Genomic DNA, 21088 nt, shown 5'->3' with positions numbered 1-21088 from the left:
GTCAGCTCTTCGCGACGCCGTTCAGCACGGCCTCGCCCTGGGGCATGCCGTTCAGCGTCGTCACCTGCTGGTCGCCAAGACCCAGTCGCTCCGCCGCGTCGATCAGCTGCTGGATCTGCCCGTTGTGCTGCCCTCCGCCGGTGCCCATCAGCCGCATCAGCAGTGCCGAGACCGTCAGGTTCTGCACGTCACCGCTACCGAAGGAGCTCAGCACCGTCGTCAGGTCCTCCGGGAAGCTCGCTGTACCGTCCAGCCAGGGGCCGGCCAGGGCCTGGGCGGTGGTGGAGTTCTGGACGAAGCCGTCGATGCTCTTGCCCAGCGCGATGGAGCCCGCAATCCGATCGAAGAAGGCGCCGTCGCCGCCGACGATCTGGATGTCCGCGCTCTCCAGACCGGTCGCCAGTACCGTCGCCTGCGCCTCGGCGATCTGCCGCTGTGCTTCCAGGCCCGCCAGCCGTACGTCCTTCTCCGCTTCCAGGCGCAGCCGGAACTCCTCGTGAGTTCGGGACGCCTCGTCCAGCGCGGCCATGGCGGCTGCCTTCTCCGTCAGCCCCTCCGCCTCCGCCTTGAGCTTGCCGCCGATCGCCGCAGCCTCCGCCTCGGCCATCGCACGGGCTCCCGCGGCCTCCGCCGACAGCCGTGCCTGCGTGGCTTCCGCCTCCGCACGGCCCGCCTTCTCCGTGACCGCCGCCTCCGCGTCCCGTACCCGCACTTCGGCCAGACCGGCTGCCGCGGCCTCCGCCTGCACGCCTTCGGCTAGCCGCAGCTTGGCCTGTGCGTCGAGGTCGGCGGTCTTCAACCGGGCCTCGGCCAGGGTCAGTTCCTCCGCCGCCCGGTGCACTGCGGCCTGTTCAGCGGCCTCGGCCGCCTTGATGTCCTTGACCAGGTTCTCCTGCGCGACGGCCTCCGCCGCGATGACGATCGACTGCCGGTCGCGCTCGGCCGCCTCGACGGCGCGCAGCCGCAGGATGGACTCCTCCTGCTCGGCGACCGTACGGTCCACCGCCACCCGCTCCCGTACGACCTCGGCGATCTCCCGCTTCTCCGACTCGATCTCCTTGTCGGCGGCGATCCGCTTCAGCTGGGTCTCCCGCTCCCGGGCGATCACTTCGAGGAGACGGTCCTTCTCGATGCGCTCGGACTCGATGGCGATGACCCTCTCGCGGTTCTTCTCCGCGACCGCGACCTCCCTGGCCTGGTTCTCGCGCTGCACACCGAGCTGCTCCTCGGTCGTCAGGAACGCACTCTGTGCCCGCAGCCGCTCTTCCTCCATCACCCGCGCCGTCTCGGCCTCCTCCTTGGCCCGTACGGTCGCCACCTCGCGGCGCTGCTTGCTCTCGGCGTCCGCCTGGCGGCGCTCCAACTCCAGGATGGCCTCGCGGGCGTCGACGTTCTGCCGGGTGGTCTCCTTCTCCTCGTGCCGCTGGTACTCATTGGTGCGCACCCGCTCGATGGCGGTCAGCTCGGTGATCTTCCGGATGCCCTGGGCGTCCAGGATGTTGCTGCTGTCGAGCTGGGTGAGCGGCGTCTGCTCCAGGTAGTCGATCGCCGCGTCCTCCAGGCTGTAGCCGTTGAGGTCGGTGCCGATGACCTGGATGATGCGGTCGCGCAGCTCGTCGCGCTTGGTGTAGAGGTCGGTGAAGTCCAGCTGCTTGCCGACCGTCTTGAGCGCCTCGGAGAACTTCGCGTTGAACAGCTCCTGGATCGTCTCCTTGTCGCTGGCACGCTCGGTGCCGATGGCCTGGGCGACCTTGATGACGTCCTCGACGGTCTTGTTGACCCGTACGAAGAACGAGATCCGGATGTCGGCCCGAATGTTGTCCTTGCAGATCAACCCGTCGCGGCCGGTGCGGGTGATGTCGATGGTCTTCACCGAGATGTCCATCACCTCGGCCTTGTGCAGGACGGGCAGCACGACCTGCCCGGTGAAGGTCACGTCAACCTTCCGCATCTTCGACACGATCAGGGCCTTGCCCTGCTCGACCTTGCGGAAGAGCCGGGTCAGGACCAGCAACAGACCTACGGCCACGAGCAATACGACGGCGCCGAGCACAACGGCGCCCACAGTGATGGCATCCATGAGAATCCCCGATGAGAGATACGGGTGAAACAAGAGTGAGGGGGCCGCGTCAGCCCCGCGGGGCCAGCTCCGTGCCGTACGGCCCGAGGCCGTGCAGCTCGATTCCGTACGGCGAGACCCAGAAGAACTCGCCGTCCTCGTCGTACGCGTAGAGCAGCCCGGTGCTGCCGAGGGCGAGCGCCTCGGCCCCGTACTGCCGTACCTGCACGACGGCGGTCGAGCCGTCCCTGGCGGCGACCTCCGCCTGACCGAACCCGGCGTCCACCCGCCCCGTGCGGATGGTGCAGGTCAGCCCGACGAAGTCATGCCGGGACGGCCCCGGTTCGTCAGGGAAGAGCTTGGCCAGCGGACCTACGGCCAGCCGGGTCCCGGCCCAGGACAGGACGACGGCCACCACCAGCAGCGCGGTGCCGAGAGCGGCGCGGCCGGTGCCGGTCAAGCCCGTACGGGCGGCGAGCACGGAGCCGCTCAGGCAGAGGAACCAGGTCAGCGCGATCATCAACGACCCGGACACGGACACCGGCACCCCGCCGAGCCCCAGCACGTCGGTGTTCACATCACCCTCGAAGCTGTCGTGATCGGCCCCGCCGACCAGCACCAGCAGCCAGAAACCCACCACGACGACGAGCGCGGCAGTGAACAACACCGTCGGGAAGCTCGCCGCAGCGTGCAGAAACTCCGTCATCGCCCAGCCCCTCGCTTCCGTCCCCCGGCAGGTACTGAGACCCGCCCTTCGGCCACCCAGATAGTGGCAGCTGACCGCGCAACAGCACATTGCCGTTGACCGGCAATCTTTACGCGCTCCTGATGCCGGTGGGCCCCGCCTGCCGAGCCCATGGCACCCTGACGCCAACACGTCAAGAACGTGTCAGCAACGCATCAAAATCATCGAGGAGTGGTCTTGGCGGAACAGGGATCGGCCGACGACTATCTGCAGGACTACGCGCAGATCGTGGCCGCCGCGTGCGCGACCGGGCGCAAGCTCACCCGCGAGGAGCGCGACGTACTGCGAGGCCGGGGCGAACGCGCAGCCGAGGCGGGCCTTGGCCTGCGCGCCCTGGTGCGTGCCCAACTCCGTGCCGCGAACACAGTGCTGACAGAAGTTCCCGCCGCCTCGCCACGTCACCTGCTGGCGTCCGTCGAAGAGGCCGTCGACGCCTTCAGTGAAGGCCACGAACGCGCCCAGCACCTGGCGGTACGCCAAGAGGAGGCAGCGCGGCGGGAGTTCATCGACGACCTGCTGTACGGGCGCAGCGACCTCGGCCGACTCGCCCAGCGCGCGGAACGCTTCGGTCTGCTGCTTTCCCACGGCTACGCGGTCGCCGTCGCGCAGGGACCCGAACCGTACGAGGACGGCTATCCAGTCACCCGAGGGATCGAGAACGCACTGGTCGCCCGGTTTGGCGACCGGCGCATCCTCCTCACGACCAAGGACGGCAGGCTGATCTGCGTCGCTCCGGGCGACCAGGGCGACGTCCTGGCCTACTTCGCCAAGCAGGCATACGCGGCGACCGACGGCGGCCGGGTCGCCGTCGGACGCTCGCATCCCGGCGCCGGCGGTGTTGTCCACTCCTACGAAGAAGCACTGAACGCCCTCGACCTCGCCGACCGCCTCGATCTCGACAGCCCCGTCCTGCACGCGGCCGACCTCTTGGTCTACCCCGTCCTGACCCGGGACCGGCAGGCCATGGCAGACCTCGTGCACAGCACCCTCGGCCCGCTCCACCAGGCCCGCGGTGGCGCCCAGCCCCTCCTGGACACCCTCACCGCCTACTTCGACACCGGCTGCGTGGCAGCGGAAGCAGCCCGCCGACTCTCACTGAGCGTGCGAGCCATGACCTACCGCCTGGATCGCATTCACCGGCTGACCGGCGCGGACCCGGGCGATCCAGTACACCGCTACACACTCCAGACCGCCGTCGTGGGAGCACGCCTGCTGGGCTGGCCCGAACAGGACCTGTGACGAGAGCCTGGCCGGAGGTGAGCACCGTGACGACGCGTTCGAAGCTGCTGCCCGCAGCGGCGAACGCCGGCTTCGTCGCCCTGGGGCATCCCAGAGCGACCGTTCCGCCGACGGCCATCGACCCGGCCCTCACCAGCGCGAAGAACACCAGCAGCGGAGGTGCAGTCCATGCGACGTCCAGGGGCTTGGAGGCACCCACCATTGCGGCGCCCCCGGGTGACCCCGAGGTGTGCGCACAGATCCCCGACCGTGTCCGCGAAACCCTCCGGGGCGGTACCTGTCGTCAGCGGTGTCTGCCCGTAGCCGGGCCGGGACGGCGCCAGCACCGTGTATCCGGCGTCGGCGAACACCACTTCCCCCAGGGCGCGCCCGGTCCGCATGTACCCGCCGTGCAGGACCACAACTACGGACGGGCCGCGCCGTTCCAGCCGCTACTCCACCGCCCCGAGGAAAGTACGACCACGTCGGTGCGGCGCTCGCCGCGGTGCGGACCCCGTCTCATGTTCGCCCCTTGGGATCACGACTCATCCGGCCCCCTTGCCTCCCCCTCACCGGAGTTCGACAGGTGCTGGGCCCCGCCCGTTCAGGCCGCGGTGGTCCCGCCGGACTGCCGCTCGCCGTACTGTCGCTGCCATTGCGTGATCAGAGCGGCCATCTCGCGCTGCATGAAGTGATAGAAGTCCTGCATCTCATGGAGCCGCACACTGGTCACGCTGCCCGGGGCGGCGGCTCGCAGTCCCTGGGACGCCGCCTCTTCCATGGTGGCGAGCAGCATGTTCTGACTGCCCATCAGGGTGGCCCAGGCGTGCGGGCGGATGCGGTAGTGGTCGCGGCGACTGCCGGGGGCGGGCACCCTCTCGACCATGCCGGTGGGGATGAGCTGCTTGACCGCACCCGACACCGCACCCGAACTGATCGTCAGCTCCTCGCAGAGGTCGGCCGCCGTCATCGCCTCCTGCGTGCTGAACAGGAGCGCGGTCATGACGCGCGCCGTGGTCTTCTGCATTCCTCCCTCAGCCAGGGTTAGGGCGAGCTTCTCCGCCGTCTCCCGAAGCTGCCCGCCCGAGGTCGGCGCGTGTGGTGCGTCCTTGGCCGCCATGTCGCGTCCCCTTCTCCGAAGCCCTGCTGTCGCGTACCGGACCCATCATAGCCATGCGTCAGAATATTCGAAGTGTTTACAGATCTCTGAACGTTCGCTACATTCTGACTCATGGACAAAGCCATCGAGCTCCGCGAGCTCACCAAGACGTACGGTTCCCGTCGCGGCCTGACGGGTCTGACCCTCGATGTCCGGCCGGGCGAGGTGTTCGGCTTCCTCGGCCCCAACGGGGCGGGCAAGTCGACCACCATCCGGCTGTTGCTGGACCTGATCCGCCCCACCGCCGGCACGGCCGTCGTTCTGGGCCTGGACCCTCGTACGGACGGCGTGGCGCTGCGCCGCCGGGTCGGCTACCTCGCCGGAGACTTCGTCTGTGACGGGCGCCAGAACGTGGGTGGTTATCTCCGCTTCCTCGGGGCGCTGCGCGGCGGAGTGGCCCGGGCCCGCATCGACGGCCTGGCGGACCGGCTCGGCCTGGACCAGAGTGCGCGGATCAAGAAGCTGTCCAAGGGGAACCGGCAGAAGGTCGGCCTGGTCCAGGCGTTCATGCACGACCCTGAGCTGCTGATCCTGGACGAACCCACTTCCGGCCTCGACCCGCTGGTCCAGCAGACCTTCCTCGACCTGGTCGCCGAAGCGGCCCGCGCCGGACAGACGGTCTTCATGTCCAGCCACATCATGGCCGAGGTCGAGGCGGTGGCCGACCGGGTCGGCATCATCCGCGACGGCCGGCTCGTCGCCCTGGACACGGTGGCCAGCCTGCGCACCGGCACCGTGCGCGACATCGAGGTCACCTTCGCGGTCCCGGTTCCCGCGACGGCGTTCGAGCGCGTCCCCGGTGCCGAACGGCTCACCCTGAACGCCGCCGGCACTGTACTGACCGGAACCCTGACAGGCAGCCCCGACCCTCTGATCAAAGCGCTGGCCGGTCACAGCGTCGCCACGCTACGCGCCACCGAACCCGCTCTGGAAGAGCTCTTCCAGCGCTACTACGAGGGTGCCGAAGCCGCGCCCAGCACCCCTGCCTCCGCCTGATTCCCCACACCCTCACCCCTGGAAGGACCGTCCCGATGAACACCGCCGTCTACACCAAACACCTCTCCGACAGCCGCCGTTCGCTCCTCGGCTGGGCACTGGCCACCGCCGTGATCGGCATGGGGTACGCGAGCACGTACCCCTCGCAGAAGGACAACACCGCCAGCCTCCCCGAAGCACTCCGCGAGGCGATGCACGTCGACGCGAGCGCCGCCGGCTACCTGAACGCCAGCGTCTTCGGCCTCATCCTGCCGCTGCTCGCGGTGGTGTACGGAATCGCCACCGGCTCCCGAGCCATCGCCGGGGACGAGGAGTCCGGACAGCTCGATCTGCTGCTGGCGCACCCTCTCACCCGCACCCGCCTGGTCCTCCAGCGATTCGCCGCACTCGCCACCGGGGCGTTCGCGATCTCCGTACTCGTCTGGCTGGCGCTGCTCGCCGTCCGTGACAGCGCACAGCTCACCAGCGTCAGCCCCCTCGAATTCCTCGCCCAGTGCCTGAACCTGGCCCTGCTCGCCATCACCTTCGGCGCGCTCGCCCTGGGTATCGGCGCGGCCGTCGGCCGCCGGGCAGTCGTACTGGCCGCCTGCGCGGGCATTGGCGTCCTGACGTACGCGGCACACACCTTCGCCGGTCAGCTGGACGCCGACTGGCTCGCCCGCCTCTCACCCTTCCACTACTACCTCGGCGGCGAGCCCCTCCGTAACGGCATCCAGTGGGCCGACGCCGGCGTCCTCGCCGCAGTCACCGCCTGCCTGCTTGCCGCCGGGCTCCTGCGCTTCAACCGCCGCGACCTCGGCTGACATCCCCGCTCCAACACCGGCCGTCGACGCGAACGCACCCGGGTCAAACGACCTCGCGGCTCTCCTGCGCGCCGTCGTCAGCCCGCCCTCTGCGCGCCCTTCGGCGGCGCCGGATACCGCGCACCACTTGCCACACGGTGTTGACCTGCAACAGGCACAGGCACACGACCCACCACACCGACTCCGCACCGCGCAGATGCACGTGCACCGCATTCACGGTGAGCCCGAGACTGACCAGAACGCCCGCCACCACGGCAGCCAGTTCGACTCGGTCCCTCACCTGCAAACGCATCCATCGCCGCCTTCGCCCGCCCGTCCGGACCGGTTGGGGCGCGGCGCCCCGGGCGTGCCGCCCGCGTCCCCGCCGTTCGTACCGTCGGACGCCCAGCCACACCAGTGGCACCAGCCCCAGCCACACCGCCAACATCCCGACGGGCCCCGCCCAGTCCCCGACGGGCATCGCCGGGAGAACACAGAACCCCGCGCCGAACGACGTCCTGCCGACCGACACATGGCAGGAGAGCAGCCCCTGCCCAGCAGGGCGGTTGGCTGCCCGGAGCAGGTGCACCCCCGCGTACGCGGGGAAAGCCCCGGCCGAGAGCAGCACCAGCGCGACAGCGGTGACGAACTGCGGCTCGCCCACCGGGGTGTCGGCCGTATCCTGCACGACACCGCCCTTGGTCACAGCGGGCACGTAATCCCGCCACAAGGTGAGCGTCACCCGGTCACCCCGGTGCAGGCGCCCCAGCAGCGGACCCGCCGCCCCCATATCCACTTCGTCCGGCACCTCGGACGAACCCCTCAGCTTGAGGGTGAACTCCTCGTAATCAGCCTCATCCCGCACTACCGTCCCCGTCACCAGGGCATCGACGCGCCGCAGGCAGTCGGTCGTGACGCTCGCGGAAAGCGGCGCAGACGTCCCGCACGGCACCGCGTCGCGGAACTCCCGCTCGTCGCCCAGCAGTCCGGGCACCGTGGCCAGCCCCACCCCTGCCAGCACCAGCACGAAGAGCCCGACCGCCAGTACGAGCCCACCCCACACCTGCAGCCACCGAGCACGCCGCCCCGCCCCGACGGACCGCTCCACCTCCCCGCCTTCAGCCACGAAGCACCCCGGGCCGCGCCCGGCCACCCCGCCGTGCCACCCCGGTGAAGACCACCAGCGCCACGCAGACACCCGCGCCCGTCGCCAGTGCGTCCGCGGACACCCGGCTCATCGACGGGCGCAATCCGTCCACCACAAAGAACAGCACGGCGGCCCCCACAGCGGCGGCCAGGAACCCGGCCGCCCCATGCCGATGGCGGGCCCAGAACCACCGCCCCAGGCCCACCGCCACCACCCACGATCCCGCCAGGAACGCCGTGGCATCCCACAACGGCAGGATGATCCAGGCGAAGCCACAGAACGCCCAGCAGCCCAGCATCACCAGCGCCGCCTCACCCCACCCAGGCGCTCTCATCCGCCCCATCCGCGCTCCCCCTGCTCGCCTCACCCGCTGGAGGGGTTATTGAGCCCCCGCGCGGAGCCGTCCGCCAGGGGCCGCCGGAGCACCGTAGGTGGCCATGTCGCTGCCGTGGCCCGGCAGGAACGCCTCCGCAGGGCAGCCGTCAGCCTCGGGCACCCTTTCAGCAGCGCAAGGGCCGCCGAGGGGGCGGTGTCAGGTGAGTTCCGCGAAGGTCTCCACCGCGCGGGTCCTGCCGGTGACGATGATGACGTCACCCTCGTCCACGACGGTGTCCTCCGTCGCGTACGTGAATTCCTGCCCGGCGCGCTTGATGCCCACCACGGTCACCCCGTACGTGCTGCGCACCACGCTGCGGCCGAGCGGGACGCCCGTGGCGATCCGTGGAGCAACCGTCTTGACCAAGGCGTAGTCGTCGTCGAACTCGATGAAGTCGAGCATCCTGCCGGTCACCAGGTGGGCGACCCGCTCACCCATCTCGTGCTCGGGGAGCACCACGTGGTGGGCGCCCAGGCGTTCGAGGATCTGGCCGTGCTGACGGCTGATGGCCTTGGCCCAGATGTTGGGCACCCCGGCCTCCAGGAGGTTGGAGGTGACCAGGATGCTGGCCTCGATGCCTGTGCCGATGCCGACGACCGCGCTGGTGAACTCGTGGACTCCCAGCTGCCGCAGGACTTCCGGGTCGCTGCAGTCGGCGACCGCGGCATGGGCGAGGACGTCGCTGTGCTTCTGTACGAGCCTCGCGTCGGTGTCCAGTCCCAGTACGTCCCAGCCGCGCCGGGTCAGCTCGTAGGCGAGAGAGCTGCCGAACCGGCCGAGGCCGATCACAGCGACCCGCTGCTCATCCGACCCTGGGGGCATGTGGCCGACGGCGTTCTTGCGGCGGCGCATGCGCAGCCGGTTCAGGTAGTCACCCAATGACGGGTCGCTCCTCTGGTAGCTCGTACCGGCGGGTCCGCTCGCGCAGGGCCAGCGCCGACACCAGGGTGATCGGGCCCAGTCGGCCCACGAACATCAGCATGATCAGGACCAGCTGCCCGGCCCCGGGGACCTGCGCGGTGATCCCGGTCGACATTCCTACGGTGCCGAACGCAGACACCGCCTCGAAAAGCACGGCCTCGAACGGAGCCCGGACGACCGAGAGGAGTATGAGGGTCGCTCCCATCACCAGACCGATGCCGAGGAGTGCCACCGTCAGGGCCTGGCGCAACACGTGCGGCCCCAGCTTGCGTCCCAGTACTGAGGAGTTGGGCTCCCCGCGCACTTCGGCGGCCATCGCCGCGGCCAGTACCGCGAAGGTGGTGACCTTGATGCCGCCCGCGGTGCCCGCACTGCCGCCGCCGACGAACATCAGCATGCAGGTCATGAGCAGCGTCGAGGCGTTCATCGCCCCGACGTCCAGAGCGTTGAATCCTGCGGTACGGCTCATAGCCGAGTGGAAGAAGCCGTTGAGAAGCTTGTCCCCCCAGGTGAGGGGGCCCAGGGTGCCCTGATTCGTCCACTCCAGCAGGCAGGTCAGCACGGTGCCCACGATCAGCAGGGCCACAGTGGCAAGCACCGTGAGCTTCAGGTGCAGTGTCCAGTTCCGCCGCCCCGTGGTGAGCCTGCGGTGACGGTGGCGCAGTATTTCCAGGAGCACGGGAAAACCGAGACCGCCCAGAATGACCGCGGCAGCGACCGGCAGGGTCACCCACGGGTCCTGGGCGTACTGGGTGAGGCTGTCGGCGTGGAGGCCGAAACCGGCGTTGTTGAAGGCCGATACGGCGTGGAAGAAGCCGAGGTAGGCGGACTCGCCGATCTCGTTGCCGTATCCGAATCGGAGCCGGAGCGCGAGGACGGCCGCCACAGCGAGTTCCACGATCACCGTGCACCCTGCGACGCCCAGCAGCACGCGCCGTACGTCACCGATGCCCAGGCTTTTCGTCTCGGCCTGCGCGGTCATCTGCAAGCGCAGCCTCAACCGCCCGGACACCAGTAGGGCGAGGAGAGAGGCCATCGTCATGATGCCGAAGCCGCCGACCTGGATGAGCGCCAGGATGACGCCCTCGCCGAAGCCGCTCCAGTACGTGCCAGTGTCCACCACCGCGAGCCCCGTGACGCACACCGCGGAGGTCGCGGTGAACAGAGCGGTCAGCGCATTGGTGGCGGAGCCATCCTCGGAGGCGAGGGGCAGCATCAGCAGCGCCGCACCGAGCAGTACGGCCAGCACGAAGGCGAGCACCAGGCTCCGGGCAGGATGCGCCCGCCAGTAGCGAGGGACGCAGCCGAACCATGTGCGGGCCCTTCGGTGTCGCGTTCCAAGTCGTCAAGGACTCGCCAAGAGCCCGGGCGCACACCCTACCCCCGGGATGCAGCCGCCTCCGCGCTGGACGTCCGACTACCGTCTGTCAAGACCCTGCCAAGGGCGCATAAGAGTCGTGTAAAGTCCGCTGCGGTGTGCCGGGAAGCCTGGTCGGCGAAGAGCAGAACTCTCTTTGCTGGACTCGCTGAACGGGGATTCGGTCATGGTGCTGGTAGCTGTCTTTGGTGTCGCGCTGCTCGTCGCGGTGCTGCTGTCCGGCCTCGCGGCCCGGACCGTGCTCTCCACCTCCCTTCTCTTCCTGGTCGGCGGCGCACTGGTCAGCGACGGCTTCCTCGGGCTGATCCACATCACCCCGGACAGCGACATCGTCGCGGTTACCGCCGATCTCGCGCTGTTCGCGGTGCTGTTCACCGACGGCATGCACGTGTCCTTCGAGAAGCTGCGCGCGAACTGGAAGAACCCCGCCCGCGCACTCGGCCTCGGCATGCCGCTGGCATTCGTTGGCACAGCGTTGCTCGCCCACTACGTAGCGGGCCTGGACTGGACGACCTCGTTCCTGGTGGGTGCGGTCCTCGCCCCCACCGACCCGGTCTTCGCCTCAGCGATCGTCGGCCGCAAGGAAGTACCCGCCAAACTAAGGCAGTTGCTGAACGTCGAGAGCGGCATCAATGACGGCCTGGCCCTGCCGGTCGTCCTGATCCTGATCGCCGCTGCCGGTCCCACCGCCGGGCACGCCGAGTCCTCGCTCTCCGCGATCGGGCTCGAACTCGTCCTGGGCCTGGTCTTCGGCATCCTGCTGCCGCTGCTCGTGAATGGCCTGGTGCGGTTCCGGCTGCTCGGTGCCGAACCCAGGCTCCAGCCGCTGCTGCCGCTGGCCGTGGGCATCGTCCTGTACGGGCTGTGTCACCTCACCCATGCCAACCCCTACCTCGCCGCCTTCTCCGCCGGCGCCGTCCTCACCCACGTGGCACCGGAGGCGAAGAACGCCTTCGAGCCCCTCGGTGAAGCACTGGCTGAACTCGCCAAGTTCGCCGCGCTGCTCGTCTTCGGCGCCCTGCTCACCCCGCAGCTCTTCGGCGACCTCTCCTTCGGTGGGTACGTCGTGGTGGTGCTGGCGATCGTCCTGATCCGCCCCGCGTCGCTGCTGCTCTCCCTGATCGGCACCCGCTTCGATCGCCGCGAGAAGCTGGTCGCCGCCTGGTTCGGGCCGAAGGGCTTCGCCTCGGTGGTCTACGGCCTGCTGGTGCTCCAGGCCGGGATTCCGCAGGGCGAGGAGGCGTTCACCCTCATCGCCGTCTGCATCGCCTTCTCGATCGTCGCGCACAGCAGCACCGACGTCCCCCTGGCACGCCTCTTCGACGTCGACGACCTCACGGGAATCCCGCCGGAGAAGCCACGTTCCGCTTGATCGCGGCGGCCTGCCGGTGCGCCTGGTACGCGTCGAAGCGTCGGGCCATCAACGACCAGTAGGCCAGCGGCAGCAGTGCTCGGCCCGACGGCGGTGGGCGGAGGCCACTGCGACGGCGGCAGCCAGGGAAGCAGCAGCGTTGACGCCCAGTGCCAGCTCATTGGGCCGCTCGGCAAACCACTGCTCCTCGCCGAGCATCGCGCGGGTGGCCCAAGCCCGTTCGTCGGCCGGTTTCGGAAAGACAAAGGAGTTGAGCGCGCCCCACGCCGCAGCCGCTGCCGCGTGGGGCCACCGGCGCGTCCGCACTAGGGCGTGTATCGAATGTGCTGGTCACAGCCACTTGTTGATGGCCGCGACGAGGACGGTCGCCTCGTAGCGGACTGCGAGTTTGTCGTATCTCGTGGCCACGGCACGGTGTCTTTTGAGGCGGTTGATCCCACACTCGACCGCGTGCCGGGCCTTGTAGTCCTCGGCGTCGAACTTGGGCGGCCGGCCACCGCGAGAGCCGCGCTTCTTGCGGTGGGCCGCCTGGTCGGCCTTGTCCGGGATGGTGCACCGGATTCCGCGTCGTCGCAGGTAGGCGCGGTTCTTGCGGGAGGCGTAAGCCTTGTCGGCACGGACTCGGCTGGGCCGGGTCCGCGGCCGTCCGGCACCCGGGCGAGCAACACGGACCTTCTTCAGGACGGGTTCGAACTGCGGGGAGTCACCTCGCTGCCCGGCGGTGATCACGAGAGACATCGGCTTCTGGCCCTGCTCGACGGCCAGGTGAATCTTGGTGGTCAGGCCGCCGCGCGAGCGTCCGAGGGCGTGGTCGTCCGGCTCGACGGTGATACCGCCGGGCGGCTCGACCTGAAGGTCCCCCTTTTCCGCGCTCCGGCGGCGTGCTGATGGGCCCGGCACACGGTGGAGTCGATGTTGAGGTCCCAGGTGATGAGGTCCTTCGTATCGGCCTGGGCCTGCAGCTCGCTGAAGATCCGCTGCCAGGTGCCGTCCCGCTGCCAACGCCGGAACAGATCGTACGACCGTGCCCAGGGCCCATACCGCTCCGGTACATCCCGCCACGGGACGCCGGTGCGGGTACGGAACCGTATGCCGTCGATCAGCTGCCGCCTGGTCCATATCGGCGGTCTCCCCGGCTTCTTGCCCTGGGGCAACAGTGCCTCCAGGCGGACCCACTGCGCATCCGTCAGATCTCCACGTGCCACAAAGCAAGATCATGCCACCTCAAGATCCACTTTTGATACACGCCCTAGCACCAGTACCAGCCGGAGGTGGCCCAACGTGTCCAGGCACTCCAGGGGTTGGAGTGCCTGGCGCAGCCTGCATGCCGCGGCCGGGCAATGCGGCCCGTGGGGACGGTGGTCATGAATTCGCCTCATTCGATGCGTGAGACAACTCCACGGTGTCCGGGAACTTTCGTTCACGAGACCGGCGGTGCTCCATCGCCGGACGTCCGTCCCCGGCCCGAGACCTGGGGGTGCTGGCCGCTTCCGCCTCGGCCTTCGCGTCGTTCACCACGGCTGCGACCTGCTTGGCGACCTCATCAGCAGCCGTGGCCGCGTCGAGCGACAGCGCTGGCACCGCGCTGATTTCCTGGGTCACCTCGGCCCTCTTGCCGATTAGCGCGTCGCTACCCTCACGGGTGAGCGGAGCCGAGTCATGTAGCGCATAGCCGCAGGACCCACGCGATCGGATCGCCTCCCCCAGAGGACTTCTTCTCGTCACCCGGACGGAACAGGCCGTTCGTTCGGGCCGGGACACAGGCTCTTCCCGGTACCAGCGCGCTGCACACCACACCGCACGCCCTGAGATACAGCAAGCGGTGAGGCACTCACCGAGCCCGCCGTGCGGCCATCGTGACGAAATGCCGCACGTTGATGTGCTGGTGGCGGGAGGTGGGGGCAATGCATGTAGCGCCCAGGGTCCGCTCGGGGCCCCCACCGAAATGAGGCCATCGTGCGTTTCCGCGGCTCAACCTTTAGGCGTGTTCTGCCACTCGTTCTGGCTTCGGCCGCCCTTCCCTGCGGCGCGTTCGTTCTCCCGGCCTCCGCCGCACCCCTGTCCGCGGAGGTACTTGTGCCCGGTGACGAGTTCCGCGCCCTCGCCCCGGGCCCGCTGGGCGAGGTCCGCAGCTCCTCGTTCCGCGAGTTCCGGGCAGAGTGGCAGGTCCTGGACGGACGGGTCGACCTCACCGGATTCCTCAAGGATGTCAGTGAGGCGGCCACGCCCGGCATCGCTGGCGCGGCTGTTTCCGTGAAGGTGCAGTTCAGCGACCAGACCACCCGCACCTGCACCTCGCACACCCGCACGGGAGACGGTTCCTTCGCCTGCGAGGTGGAGGTGGCCGGCTCCGCGGAGGCACCCATCCCAGTGCGGGCCACAGCTTCCTGGTCCGGCTCCCGAGAGTTCTCTGCCACCACTGTGACCAAGGACGTAGAGGCGGTCATTCCGGATGCCGTCGAGGACGGCGGCGCCGTATAGGAACAGCACCGACCTGCTGCCCGGTTGCAGAATGTTGAATGCACCGGGCGGCAGGGGCTCTGGGCATAATGGCACCTCTCTTCACCAGCCCCGCCGGGGACTTGTGCCAGCGGCTCGCGACCTCCTCCGGCACGGTCAAGGCCCGAAATCCTGTTGGCCGGTCGAGCACGTTCCCATCCCTGAAGGCCGCAGCGATCACTACCGCATCCGATGCGGCGTGTGGGCCATTTTGACAGGCCGCCAGAACCCCATGTTGGGCATGATGGTCGGGAGCGTCGCAGTCGGCCGCTGTCTGGACGAGGATGCGCAATTTCTCCGCCTTCATGCAGTGTGAGCTGCCCGCCCTGACCGATCGCTGACCCGAGGGCTGCCACGGATGTGGAGAACAAAGGGCCTTCTCTCCGAGCCGCGGACCGCGCTTCAGCCGTGCTCGGCCGGCGAACGGCCGACGATCGTCTCCGTACCTCGGTAGGAGCGGATCACTGCGAGGAACGCGGCCGCTGCGAACGCGAGGAGAGAGGCAGCGAGGTCCAGGCCGCGTGGCGGGAGGTCGCCTGCGGGACCGTGGACAACGGTGATGAAGTCGCCGGGGCCGACTCCCTCCGTGCAACCGCGCCAGATTCGGTGGGCGAGCGGAACTCCGTCGGGGCACGTGACCATGCAGTAACGGCAAGCCGAGACGACGTCCGCGGCGACGGAGCCCGACCTGGACGGCGTATTCCTCGCCCCGTCCGGCGAGAAGCAGATCCGTGGCGGTGTTCGGTACACAGGGGGCGAGTGCGAGGCCGAGCGTGACGACGATCGCCACGCTCGCCCAGCAGGCCCGGACGAGGAGCAGGTAGAGGGCCGTGGCAGCGACGCATGGCGTCTCCCGAAAAAGGGCCGGGGGCACCGCGTACCGTCGGGGTCCACGGCCCCTTTCGCTGTGCCCCAGGCCGCGTTTCGGCAGGTGAAGCACGATCTGGCGGCATGCCCGCACGACGCATAGGGTGTAAGGAACGCGTCAAGGGCCCGCCCAGGGCGGCCCCACTGACGCGCGGTGTGCCGGGAAGTCTGGTCGGCGTCCGAGGGCAGCTGTGCCCTGAAGCCGACCCAAGCAGAGGACTTCCTCATGGTTGCCGCCTCCCGTGAACGTCCTCCCTTCCTCGGCATACTGCCCCTGCCGGAGCGCAACGCGGTGGCCAGGGCCTTGCGGACGGAAACGACGGGCGGGCTGGTGCTACTCGCGGCCGCCGTCGTCGCGCTGGTGTGGGCGAACACGCCCTGGAGCGGCGCCTACGAGGCGATACGCGAATTCTCCTTCGGCATACCTGCGCTCGGCCTCGACCTCACTGTGGGCCACTGGGCCTCCGACGGCCTGCTCACCCTCTTCTTCCTCGTCGCGGGAACCGAGCTGAAACGCGAACTCGTCGTCGGTGAACTGCGCACTCCCGCTACGGCGGCCCTGCCGGTCATCGCCGCGCTCTGCGGAATGGCGGTGCCGGCTGCGCTGTACGTCGCCACGGCCTCGGTCGGCGGCGGAAGCCTTGAGGGCTGGGCCGTGCCGATGGCCACGGACATCGCCTTCGCCCTCGCCGTACTCGCGGTCCTCAGCACCCATCTCCCGGCCGCGCTGCGCGCGTTCCTGCTCACTCTGGCCGTCGTCGACGACCTGGGTGCGATCCTCATCATCGCGGTCTTCTTCACCCACGATCTGAACTTCGCAGCGCTCGTCGGGGCGTTCGCTGGGCTGTTCGTCCTCTACCTGCTGCAGCGTTTCCGCGTGCGCGGTTGGTGGTGGTACGTACCGCTCGGCGTCGTCATCTGGGCGCTGATGTACAACGGCGGAGTCCACGCCACCGTCGCCGGCGTCGCCATCGGGCTGATCCTGCGCACCACGCGCGACAAGGGCGAGAAAGCCTCCCCCGCGGAACGCACCTCGCATCTGCTGCACCCGGTCTCGGCGGGCGTCGCGGTGCCGCTGTTCGCCCTCTTCGCCGCTGGGGTGGGCGTCTCGGCCGCATCGCTGGGCGAGGTGTTCACCCGGCCGGAACCGCTCGGCGTGGTGCTGGGGCTGGTGGTCGGCAAGACTCTGGGGATCTTCATCGGCACCTATCTCGCCGCCCGCTTCACCCGGGCTCGGCTCAATCCGGACCTGGCATGGGCGGATGTCTTCGCGCTGGCCGTACTCGCCGGCATCGGCTTCACGGTCGCCCTGTTGATCGGCGAGCTCGCCTTCCCCGACCCCGCTGCGGCCGAACACATCAAAACCGCGGTTCTGGTCGGCTCCCTCGTGGCCGTCGCGCTTGCCGCACTTCTCCTCAGGCGCCGCAACGGAATCTACCGCCGCCTGTACGAGGAGGAGAACCGTGACGACGACGAGGACGGCGTCCCCGACATCTACCAGCGAACCGGTTCCCCAGAGCAGTGACCCGGAATCCGCCGTAGACGCATACGCGTTCGCCACCACCGGGAAGCCGCAGACCTGTCGCACGGAGAGTCCACACGTCGCCAGGGTTCGCACCGCAGTGAGGACGGCGAGAGAGCCCCGGCCCCGGGCGGTCGGGTCCGCCCGGCTGCGCTGTCACAAGGGTGGTGGTACCAGGGGACGAGGTCGGTACGGCCAGTGGGCAGACGGCGCAGGTTCGCGGAGCGCAGGGAGAATCCGCCCACGCGAAGCCGGTCTGTGTTCGGTGTCTTCGGCCTGAGCGGGGCGGACCACCCGTGCGGCTTCGCAGAGGGTCAGTGCACATTGGTGAGCCTGCCGGTGAGTGTGCCCTGGAGGCGGGCGCTGGGGTCGTTGAGGCCGATGATCTTCACGGTCTTGCCGCGCTGGGCGTACTTGGTCTCACGGCCGAGGACAACGTCGAGTCGTACACCGACCGGCCGGCACCGTGAAGTCCTTCCGCACCAAAACCAATGACTTGGAGTTCCCGACCGAGCCAGACGGCAAGCAGACCGTCTACGCGTGCAACGCCAACGACGCGCGCGCCAAGCGGACTTTGCCCAACGGAGCCAGCCACCAGGTTCGCGGCAAACTCCCCCTCTCGTCCACTCCTGACCGGCATGGCCAAGCAGCCGTAGGCCCGCCTTACCGGCTGCCCTTCGCCGGCGATCGTGCGAACGACCTCAACACAATCGTCTCCGACTAACGCTTCGTCTTCTGCCGCAGACTTTGGCCCCGCTCGCCCCTCACACGGTTGGGCGATCGGCAAACACGTTCTGTGACAGAGGTGTCTGAATGGGGAACTGCTCTCCTGTTCCGTTCCCCGCAAAAGGAAGCAGCCGTCGCATGAAGCGAAGCAAACAATGGGTCGGAGGGATCGCACTGGGTGCGATGGCTCTGGGCTCTGCCGGATTCTCCGCACCGCCCGCGCCTCCCCGCCCCCCGGCCACGGTGTTCGCCGGGCCCGGGGCCCTGCTGTCCACCGCCTCACCGGCCCAGGAGTCACCCTCAGGGAGTAACGGCGGCGGCACTGAGGCGGTACGCCAGCGCAACGCCATGATCAACCCTGCAGCCCTGGCCGCCCTGTGCGCGGGCCCATCCGAACGCGAGTACGGCTTCGCGCTCTTCGACGACGTGAACGTCCAGGTTGTCGAGCAGTCCCGCAACGTGGTCGGTGACATCGTCATCCTGACGGCCGACGTCGTGGGGGCGACCGGCCAGCATGTGGTGGCCACGGCCCAGAACGCCTGCGACGGCAAGCCGGGCAATGAGCACGTGACGGCCCAGTTCATGCTGGGTGGCGACAGTTACGCCATCGAGTCCAACGGCCCCAACCGGGTGTCGATCACCCAGGTCACCCCACTGGGCGACGAGGACGAGTCGGCGTCCATGAGCATGCCGCCGGCCGCGACGCCGATCCCCATGCTGCGGTCCGCCCCGGTGGCCCCGGACAAGGCTTGCCCGCAGGGCAGCAAGACCACCCTCATTGACCTCATCGTGGGCTACACCCCTAAGGCGCTGGCCGAGGCCGGCGGCGTGACCCAGATGCGTGCCGACATCACCCGGGCGGTGGCCCTGGCCAACGACGGCCTGGCCGACAGCAAGGTCGACGCCCGGCTGCGGCTGGTAAACATCCCTCCGGTCAGCAACGTTCCCGCGGCGCGCGACGGCGTCACCCAGGACCTCATCAAGGCACTCGCCACCCCCCGCGACAATCTCCTCGACGAGATGATGACCTACCGCGACCGGTACGGCGCCGACCTCGTCTCGGTGATCGCCGGCGGCCGGGCCGCGGGCGGCCTCGGCTACTCGCCCAAGGCCCCCTCGCAGAAGACGGCCAACTACGGCTACAACGTGGTGGCGCACGCCGCGTTGAAGAACTTCTCCCTCGGCCACGAGATCGGCCACAACCTCGGCTCCGCGCACGACCGCACCACCGAGCCCAACCAGCCGCCGCCGTACGGCGCCAACGGCTACTTCCCGCGCAACGGCGACTTCGCCACGATGATGGCCTACGAGTCCGGCTGCCGTAAGACCGCCAAGGGCCGGTGCGGGCGCATCAACCAGTTCTCCAACCCGCGACTGACCTACCGCGGCCAGGCCCTCGGTATCCCGCTCGGCCGGCCCGACGAGGCCGATACCGCCCAGATCTTCAACACCACCTCCAAAGCCATCGCCAGCTACCGCAACACCAAATCGAGCGACACCCTGTGCGCGGTCAGCACCTCGGTGTCGCCCACCGGAGCCGGCACGGTGACCCCGGCCGAGACCGGCCCGTACCCGAAGAACAGCACCGCACGGTTCACGGCGAAACCCGCCTCCGGTTACGTCTTCTCGAACTGGACGCTGAACGGCCGCAAGGTCGGCACCGCCGACAACGCCCTCAACGTGGCCGTCACCTCCGACCAGCGGCTCACCGCAGTCTTCCGCAAGGGCACGACCCCGAATCCCACGGTCACCACCTCCGCAACCCGCGGCGGCACCGTGAAGAAGGTCCCGGCCAAGCGTGGTGCACCCGCCAGCAGCACCGAGCTCTACGACGCGGTACCCGCTCCCGGCTGGTCCTTCAGCGGCTGGACGCTCAACGGCTCGTTCGCAGGTGACGACGACACCATCGAGCTCTCGCCGGACGACGAGAACCTGCAGCTGCGCGCCAAGTTCGACCGCAATGAGTACGACCTCAACATCCAGGTAACCGGCGGATCGGGCAAGGTCATCCAGGCCGACACGGGACCGTACGCACAAGGTGACACCGTGACTGTCACCGCAACCCCCGACCGTGGCTACAAGTTCACCGGCTGGCTCCTGGACGAGCACGTGTACGGCGGAGACGTCGACGGGACCCGCGGCGAAACGGCCGTGTCCTTCCACGACAACACCGACCACACCCTCACCGCACGCTTCGCACCGCTGAACTGAACCGGGACACAACCCCTTCGCGGTCCGCGACCGGCTCACCGGTCGCGGACCGCGCTCCCGCACGTCCGCGGGCGTGCGTCGTTCCCGACCGTGACAACTGGCTACACGCCTGATCTGTATCGAATCGGACCGTGTCCGATGGCTTGAGTGGCTCACCTTCACGCAAGAGGCACCAGAGCCCAATTGGGGCGTCGCCAACACGGAAAGCGCATCGAGTGGTAAGCAACCTGCGAAGAAGAGCCTTCTTGTCGCCACCGCTGCCGCAACGCAGTGCCCCTATTCGGCCCGGGGCAGATCAGGTGATCCATACCCAGAAGAGTGAATTCTTCATTGGCGCCCCTGGTCGTCACGCGGGAGCGAGAGCGGTATGACAGCCTATGGATGCTTGGAGCCGTGGACTTGAACAACCCACGGAAAGGAAATGGGGAGCCTCTTTTCACGTGGGAGGCTCCCCATCTCTATTTGTCCAGCGGTGCCACACGCCGCTACTGCTGGATTCCTCAACGGCGGTACTCGAAACGGCGTCATAGCTGTCGCGTCGGTGGTACGGGGAGACCCCCATGCCCCGGATCTGGCCCAGGTGTTGAGCTGGGAGGTGCGGCGTACCGCTTGCGCTGGGCGCGCGTCAGGCCCTCATCCCGGCCGAGCAGCACCTCGTCGACCGCCTGCGCCAGCTCAGCGACCGCCCCAGCCTCGGCGGGGGTGTGCGCCCTCTCGGCGACGCGGCTTCGGTACCGCGATGCGGCCGGTCACGGAGACCACCGTCTCCAGCGCGAAGTACTCGGAGTGGTACCGGACGAGGTCGATGCTGCGCCGGTGCTCGCACACGGCGTGCACGTCGTAGCGGGTAAGGTCGTCAACCACGCAGATCAGCCGGGGCGCTCCGCACAGCACCTGCGAGGCTGCGCCCGCCCCGAGCCGGTCTCGGACCAGCCGCCGGAAGGCGTCCTGGTGGTCCATCAACCACGACAGGTAGAAGAGCCCCTGGTGGATGACGCCCGCATCGGTGGCCCGCTTGTACTCCACGATCACGGGCGCCCCGTTCTCGTCGAGCCCGTCGAGCCCGAGCGAGTCGATCCGTCCCCCGTGCACCGCCCCGTGCTGAACTCG

18 protein-coding genes are annotated in these 21088 nt (G+C 68.8%); 7 read left to right on the top strand and 11 right to left on the bottom strand.

The window, feature by feature from the left end:
- Window position 1 precedes the first annotated feature (1 nt).
- Together ACIA73_RS37700 and ACIA73_RS37695 are read right to left on the bottom strand one after the other, a co-directional pair.
- The gene (locus ACIA73_RS37700; RefSeq protein ID WP_399443493.1) at window positions 2-2080 is read right to left on the bottom strand and encodes a flotillin family protein; all 2079 of its coding nucleotides are present in this window, start codon (window positions 2078-2080) and stop codon (window positions 2-4) included.
- A 49-nt stretch (window positions 2081-2129) separates the two neighbouring features.
- Window positions 2130-2765, bottom strand: a complete 636-nt coding sequence (locus ACIA73_RS37695) for a hypothetical protein (protein WP_399443492.1) — start codon at window positions 2763-2765, stop codon at window positions 2130-2132.
- A 216-nt stretch (window positions 2766-2981) separates the two neighbouring features.
- Here ACIA73_RS37695 and ACIA73_RS37690 point away from each other — a divergent pair, with 216 nt between their 5' ends.
- A complete protein-coding gene (locus ACIA73_RS37690; protein ID WP_399443491.1) occupies window positions 2982-4043 on the top strand; it encodes a PucR family transcriptional regulator in 1062 nt (353 codons plus the stop codon).
- 583 nt (window positions 4044-4626) lie between these two features.
- Here ACIA73_RS37690 and ACIA73_RS37685 read toward each other — a convergent pair.
- Entirely contained in the window at window positions 4627-5049 is a 423-nt protein-coding gene (locus ACIA73_RS37685) for a GbsR/MarR family transcriptional regulator (protein ID WP_399443490.1), read from the bottom strand.
- Between the two features lie 204 nt (window positions 5050-5253).
- On the opposite strand from ACIA73_RS37685, the gene ACIA73_RS37680 reads away from it, so the two are divergent.
- Together ACIA73_RS37680 and ACIA73_RS37675 are read left to right on the top strand one after the other, a co-directional pair.
- Window positions 5254-6177 carry an ABC transporter ATP-binding protein gene (locus ACIA73_RS37680; RefSeq protein ID WP_399443489.1) on the top strand — a complete coding sequence of 308 codons (924 nt, stop codon included), beginning with the start codon at window positions 5254-5256 and terminating at the stop codon, window positions 6175-6177.
- A gap of 35 nt (window positions 6178-6212) precedes the next feature.
- Complete coding sequence (locus ACIA73_RS37675; protein WP_399443488.1) at window positions 6213-6980, top strand: ABC transporter permease subunit; 768 nt, start codon at window positions 6213-6215, stop codon at window positions 6978-6980.
- 43 nt (window positions 6981-7023) lie between these two features.
- On the opposite strand, the gene ACIA73_RS37670 is transcribed toward ACIA73_RS37675, so the two are convergent.
- From ACIA73_RS37670 to ACIA73_RS37655, 4 genes are all read right to left on the bottom strand, one after another.
- A complete protein-coding gene (locus tag ACIA73_RS37670) occupies window positions 7024-8085 on the bottom strand; it encodes a hypothetical protein (RefSeq protein WP_399443487.1) in 1062 nt (353 codons plus the stop codon).
- Window positions 8078-8440, bottom strand: coding sequence for a hypothetical protein (locus tag ACIA73_RS37665; protein WP_399443486.1), 363 nt, complete (start codon window positions 8438-8440; stop codon window positions 8078-8080). The genes ACIA73_RS37670 and ACIA73_RS37665 overlap by 8 nt, the downstream gene beginning before the upstream one ends.
- 198 nt (window positions 8441-8638) lie before the next feature.
- Window positions 8639-9361, bottom strand: a complete 723-nt coding sequence (locus ACIA73_RS37660; RefSeq protein WP_399443485.1) for a potassium channel family protein — start codon at window positions 9359-9361, stop codon at window positions 8639-8641.
- A complete protein-coding gene (locus tag ACIA73_RS37655) occupies window positions 9354-10664 on the bottom strand; it encodes a TrkH family potassium uptake protein (protein ID WP_399443484.1) in 1311 nt (436 codons plus the stop codon). Before ACIA73_RS37655 ends, ACIA73_RS37660 begins: the two co-directional genes overlap by 8 nt.
- 283 nt (window positions 10665-10947) lie before the next feature.
- Between ACIA73_RS37655 and ACIA73_RS37650 the strand changes: the two genes are divergently transcribed.
- Window positions 10948-12153 (top strand): cation:proton antiporter, encoded by a 1206-nt coding sequence (locus ACIA73_RS37650; RefSeq protein ID WP_399443483.1) that lies wholly within the window; start codon window positions 10948-10950, stop codon window positions 12151-12153.
- A 330-nt stretch (window positions 12154-12483) separates the two neighbouring features.
- Here ACIA73_RS37650 and ACIA73_RS37645 read toward each other — a convergent pair.
- Window positions 12484-13358 (bottom strand): IS5 family transposase gene (locus tag ACIA73_RS37645; RefSeq protein WP_399443482.1). Its coding sequence is split into 2 segments (ribosomal slippage): window positions 12484-12968 and window positions 12968-13358, totalling 876 coding nucleotides; the frame shifts between segments, so codons are not numbered across the junction.
- Window positions 13359-13515: 157 nt separating this feature from the next.
- Window positions 13516-13755, bottom strand: a complete 240-nt coding sequence (locus ACIA73_RS37640) for a hypothetical protein (RefSeq protein WP_399443481.1) — start codon at window positions 13753-13755, stop codon at window positions 13516-13518.
- Window positions 13756-14229: 474 nt separating this feature from the next.
- Between ACIA73_RS37640 and ACIA73_RS37635 the strand changes: the two genes are divergently transcribed.
- The gene (locus ACIA73_RS37635; RefSeq protein WP_399443480.1) at window positions 14230-14634 is read left to right on the top strand and encodes a hypothetical protein; all 405 of its coding nucleotides are present in this window, start codon (window positions 14230-14232) and stop codon (window positions 14632-14634) included.
- Window positions 14635-15054: 420 nt separating this feature from the next.
- On the opposite strand, the gene ACIA73_RS37630 is transcribed toward ACIA73_RS37635, so the two are convergent.
- Complete coding sequence (locus ACIA73_RS37630; RefSeq protein WP_399443479.1) at window positions 15055-15294, bottom strand: hypothetical protein; 240 nt, start codon at window positions 15292-15294, stop codon at window positions 15055-15057.
- Window positions 15295-15745: 451 nt separating this feature from the next.
- On the opposite strand from ACIA73_RS37630, the gene nhaA reads away from it, so the two are divergent.
- Window positions 15746-17044 (top strand): Na+/H+ antiporter NhaA, encoded by a 1299-nt coding sequence (nhaA, locus tag ACIA73_RS37625; protein WP_399443478.1) that lies wholly within the window; start codon window positions 15746-15748, stop codon window positions 17042-17044.
- A gap of 861 nt (window positions 17045-17905) precedes the next feature.
- A complete protein-coding gene (locus tag ACIA73_RS37620) occupies window positions 17906-19978 on the top strand; it encodes a reprolysin-like metallopeptidase (RefSeq protein WP_399443477.1) in 2073 nt (690 codons plus the stop codon).
- 675 nt (window positions 19979-20653) lie between these two features.
- On the opposite strand, the gene ACIA73_RS37615 is transcribed toward ACIA73_RS37620, so the two are convergent.
- Window positions 20654-21070, bottom strand: a complete 417-nt coding sequence (locus ACIA73_RS37615) for a hypothetical protein (RefSeq protein ID WP_399443476.1) — start codon at window positions 21068-21070, stop codon at window positions 20654-20656.
- Window positions 21071-21088: the final 18 nt, after the last annotated feature.

The organism is Streptomyces sp. NPDC051561 (assembly GCF_044454195.1).
Taxonomy (GTDB): Bacteria; Actinomycetota; Actinomycetes; order Streptomycetales; family Streptomycetaceae; genus Streptomyces.
This window is presented reverse-complemented; position numbering and strand designations above follow the sequence as displayed.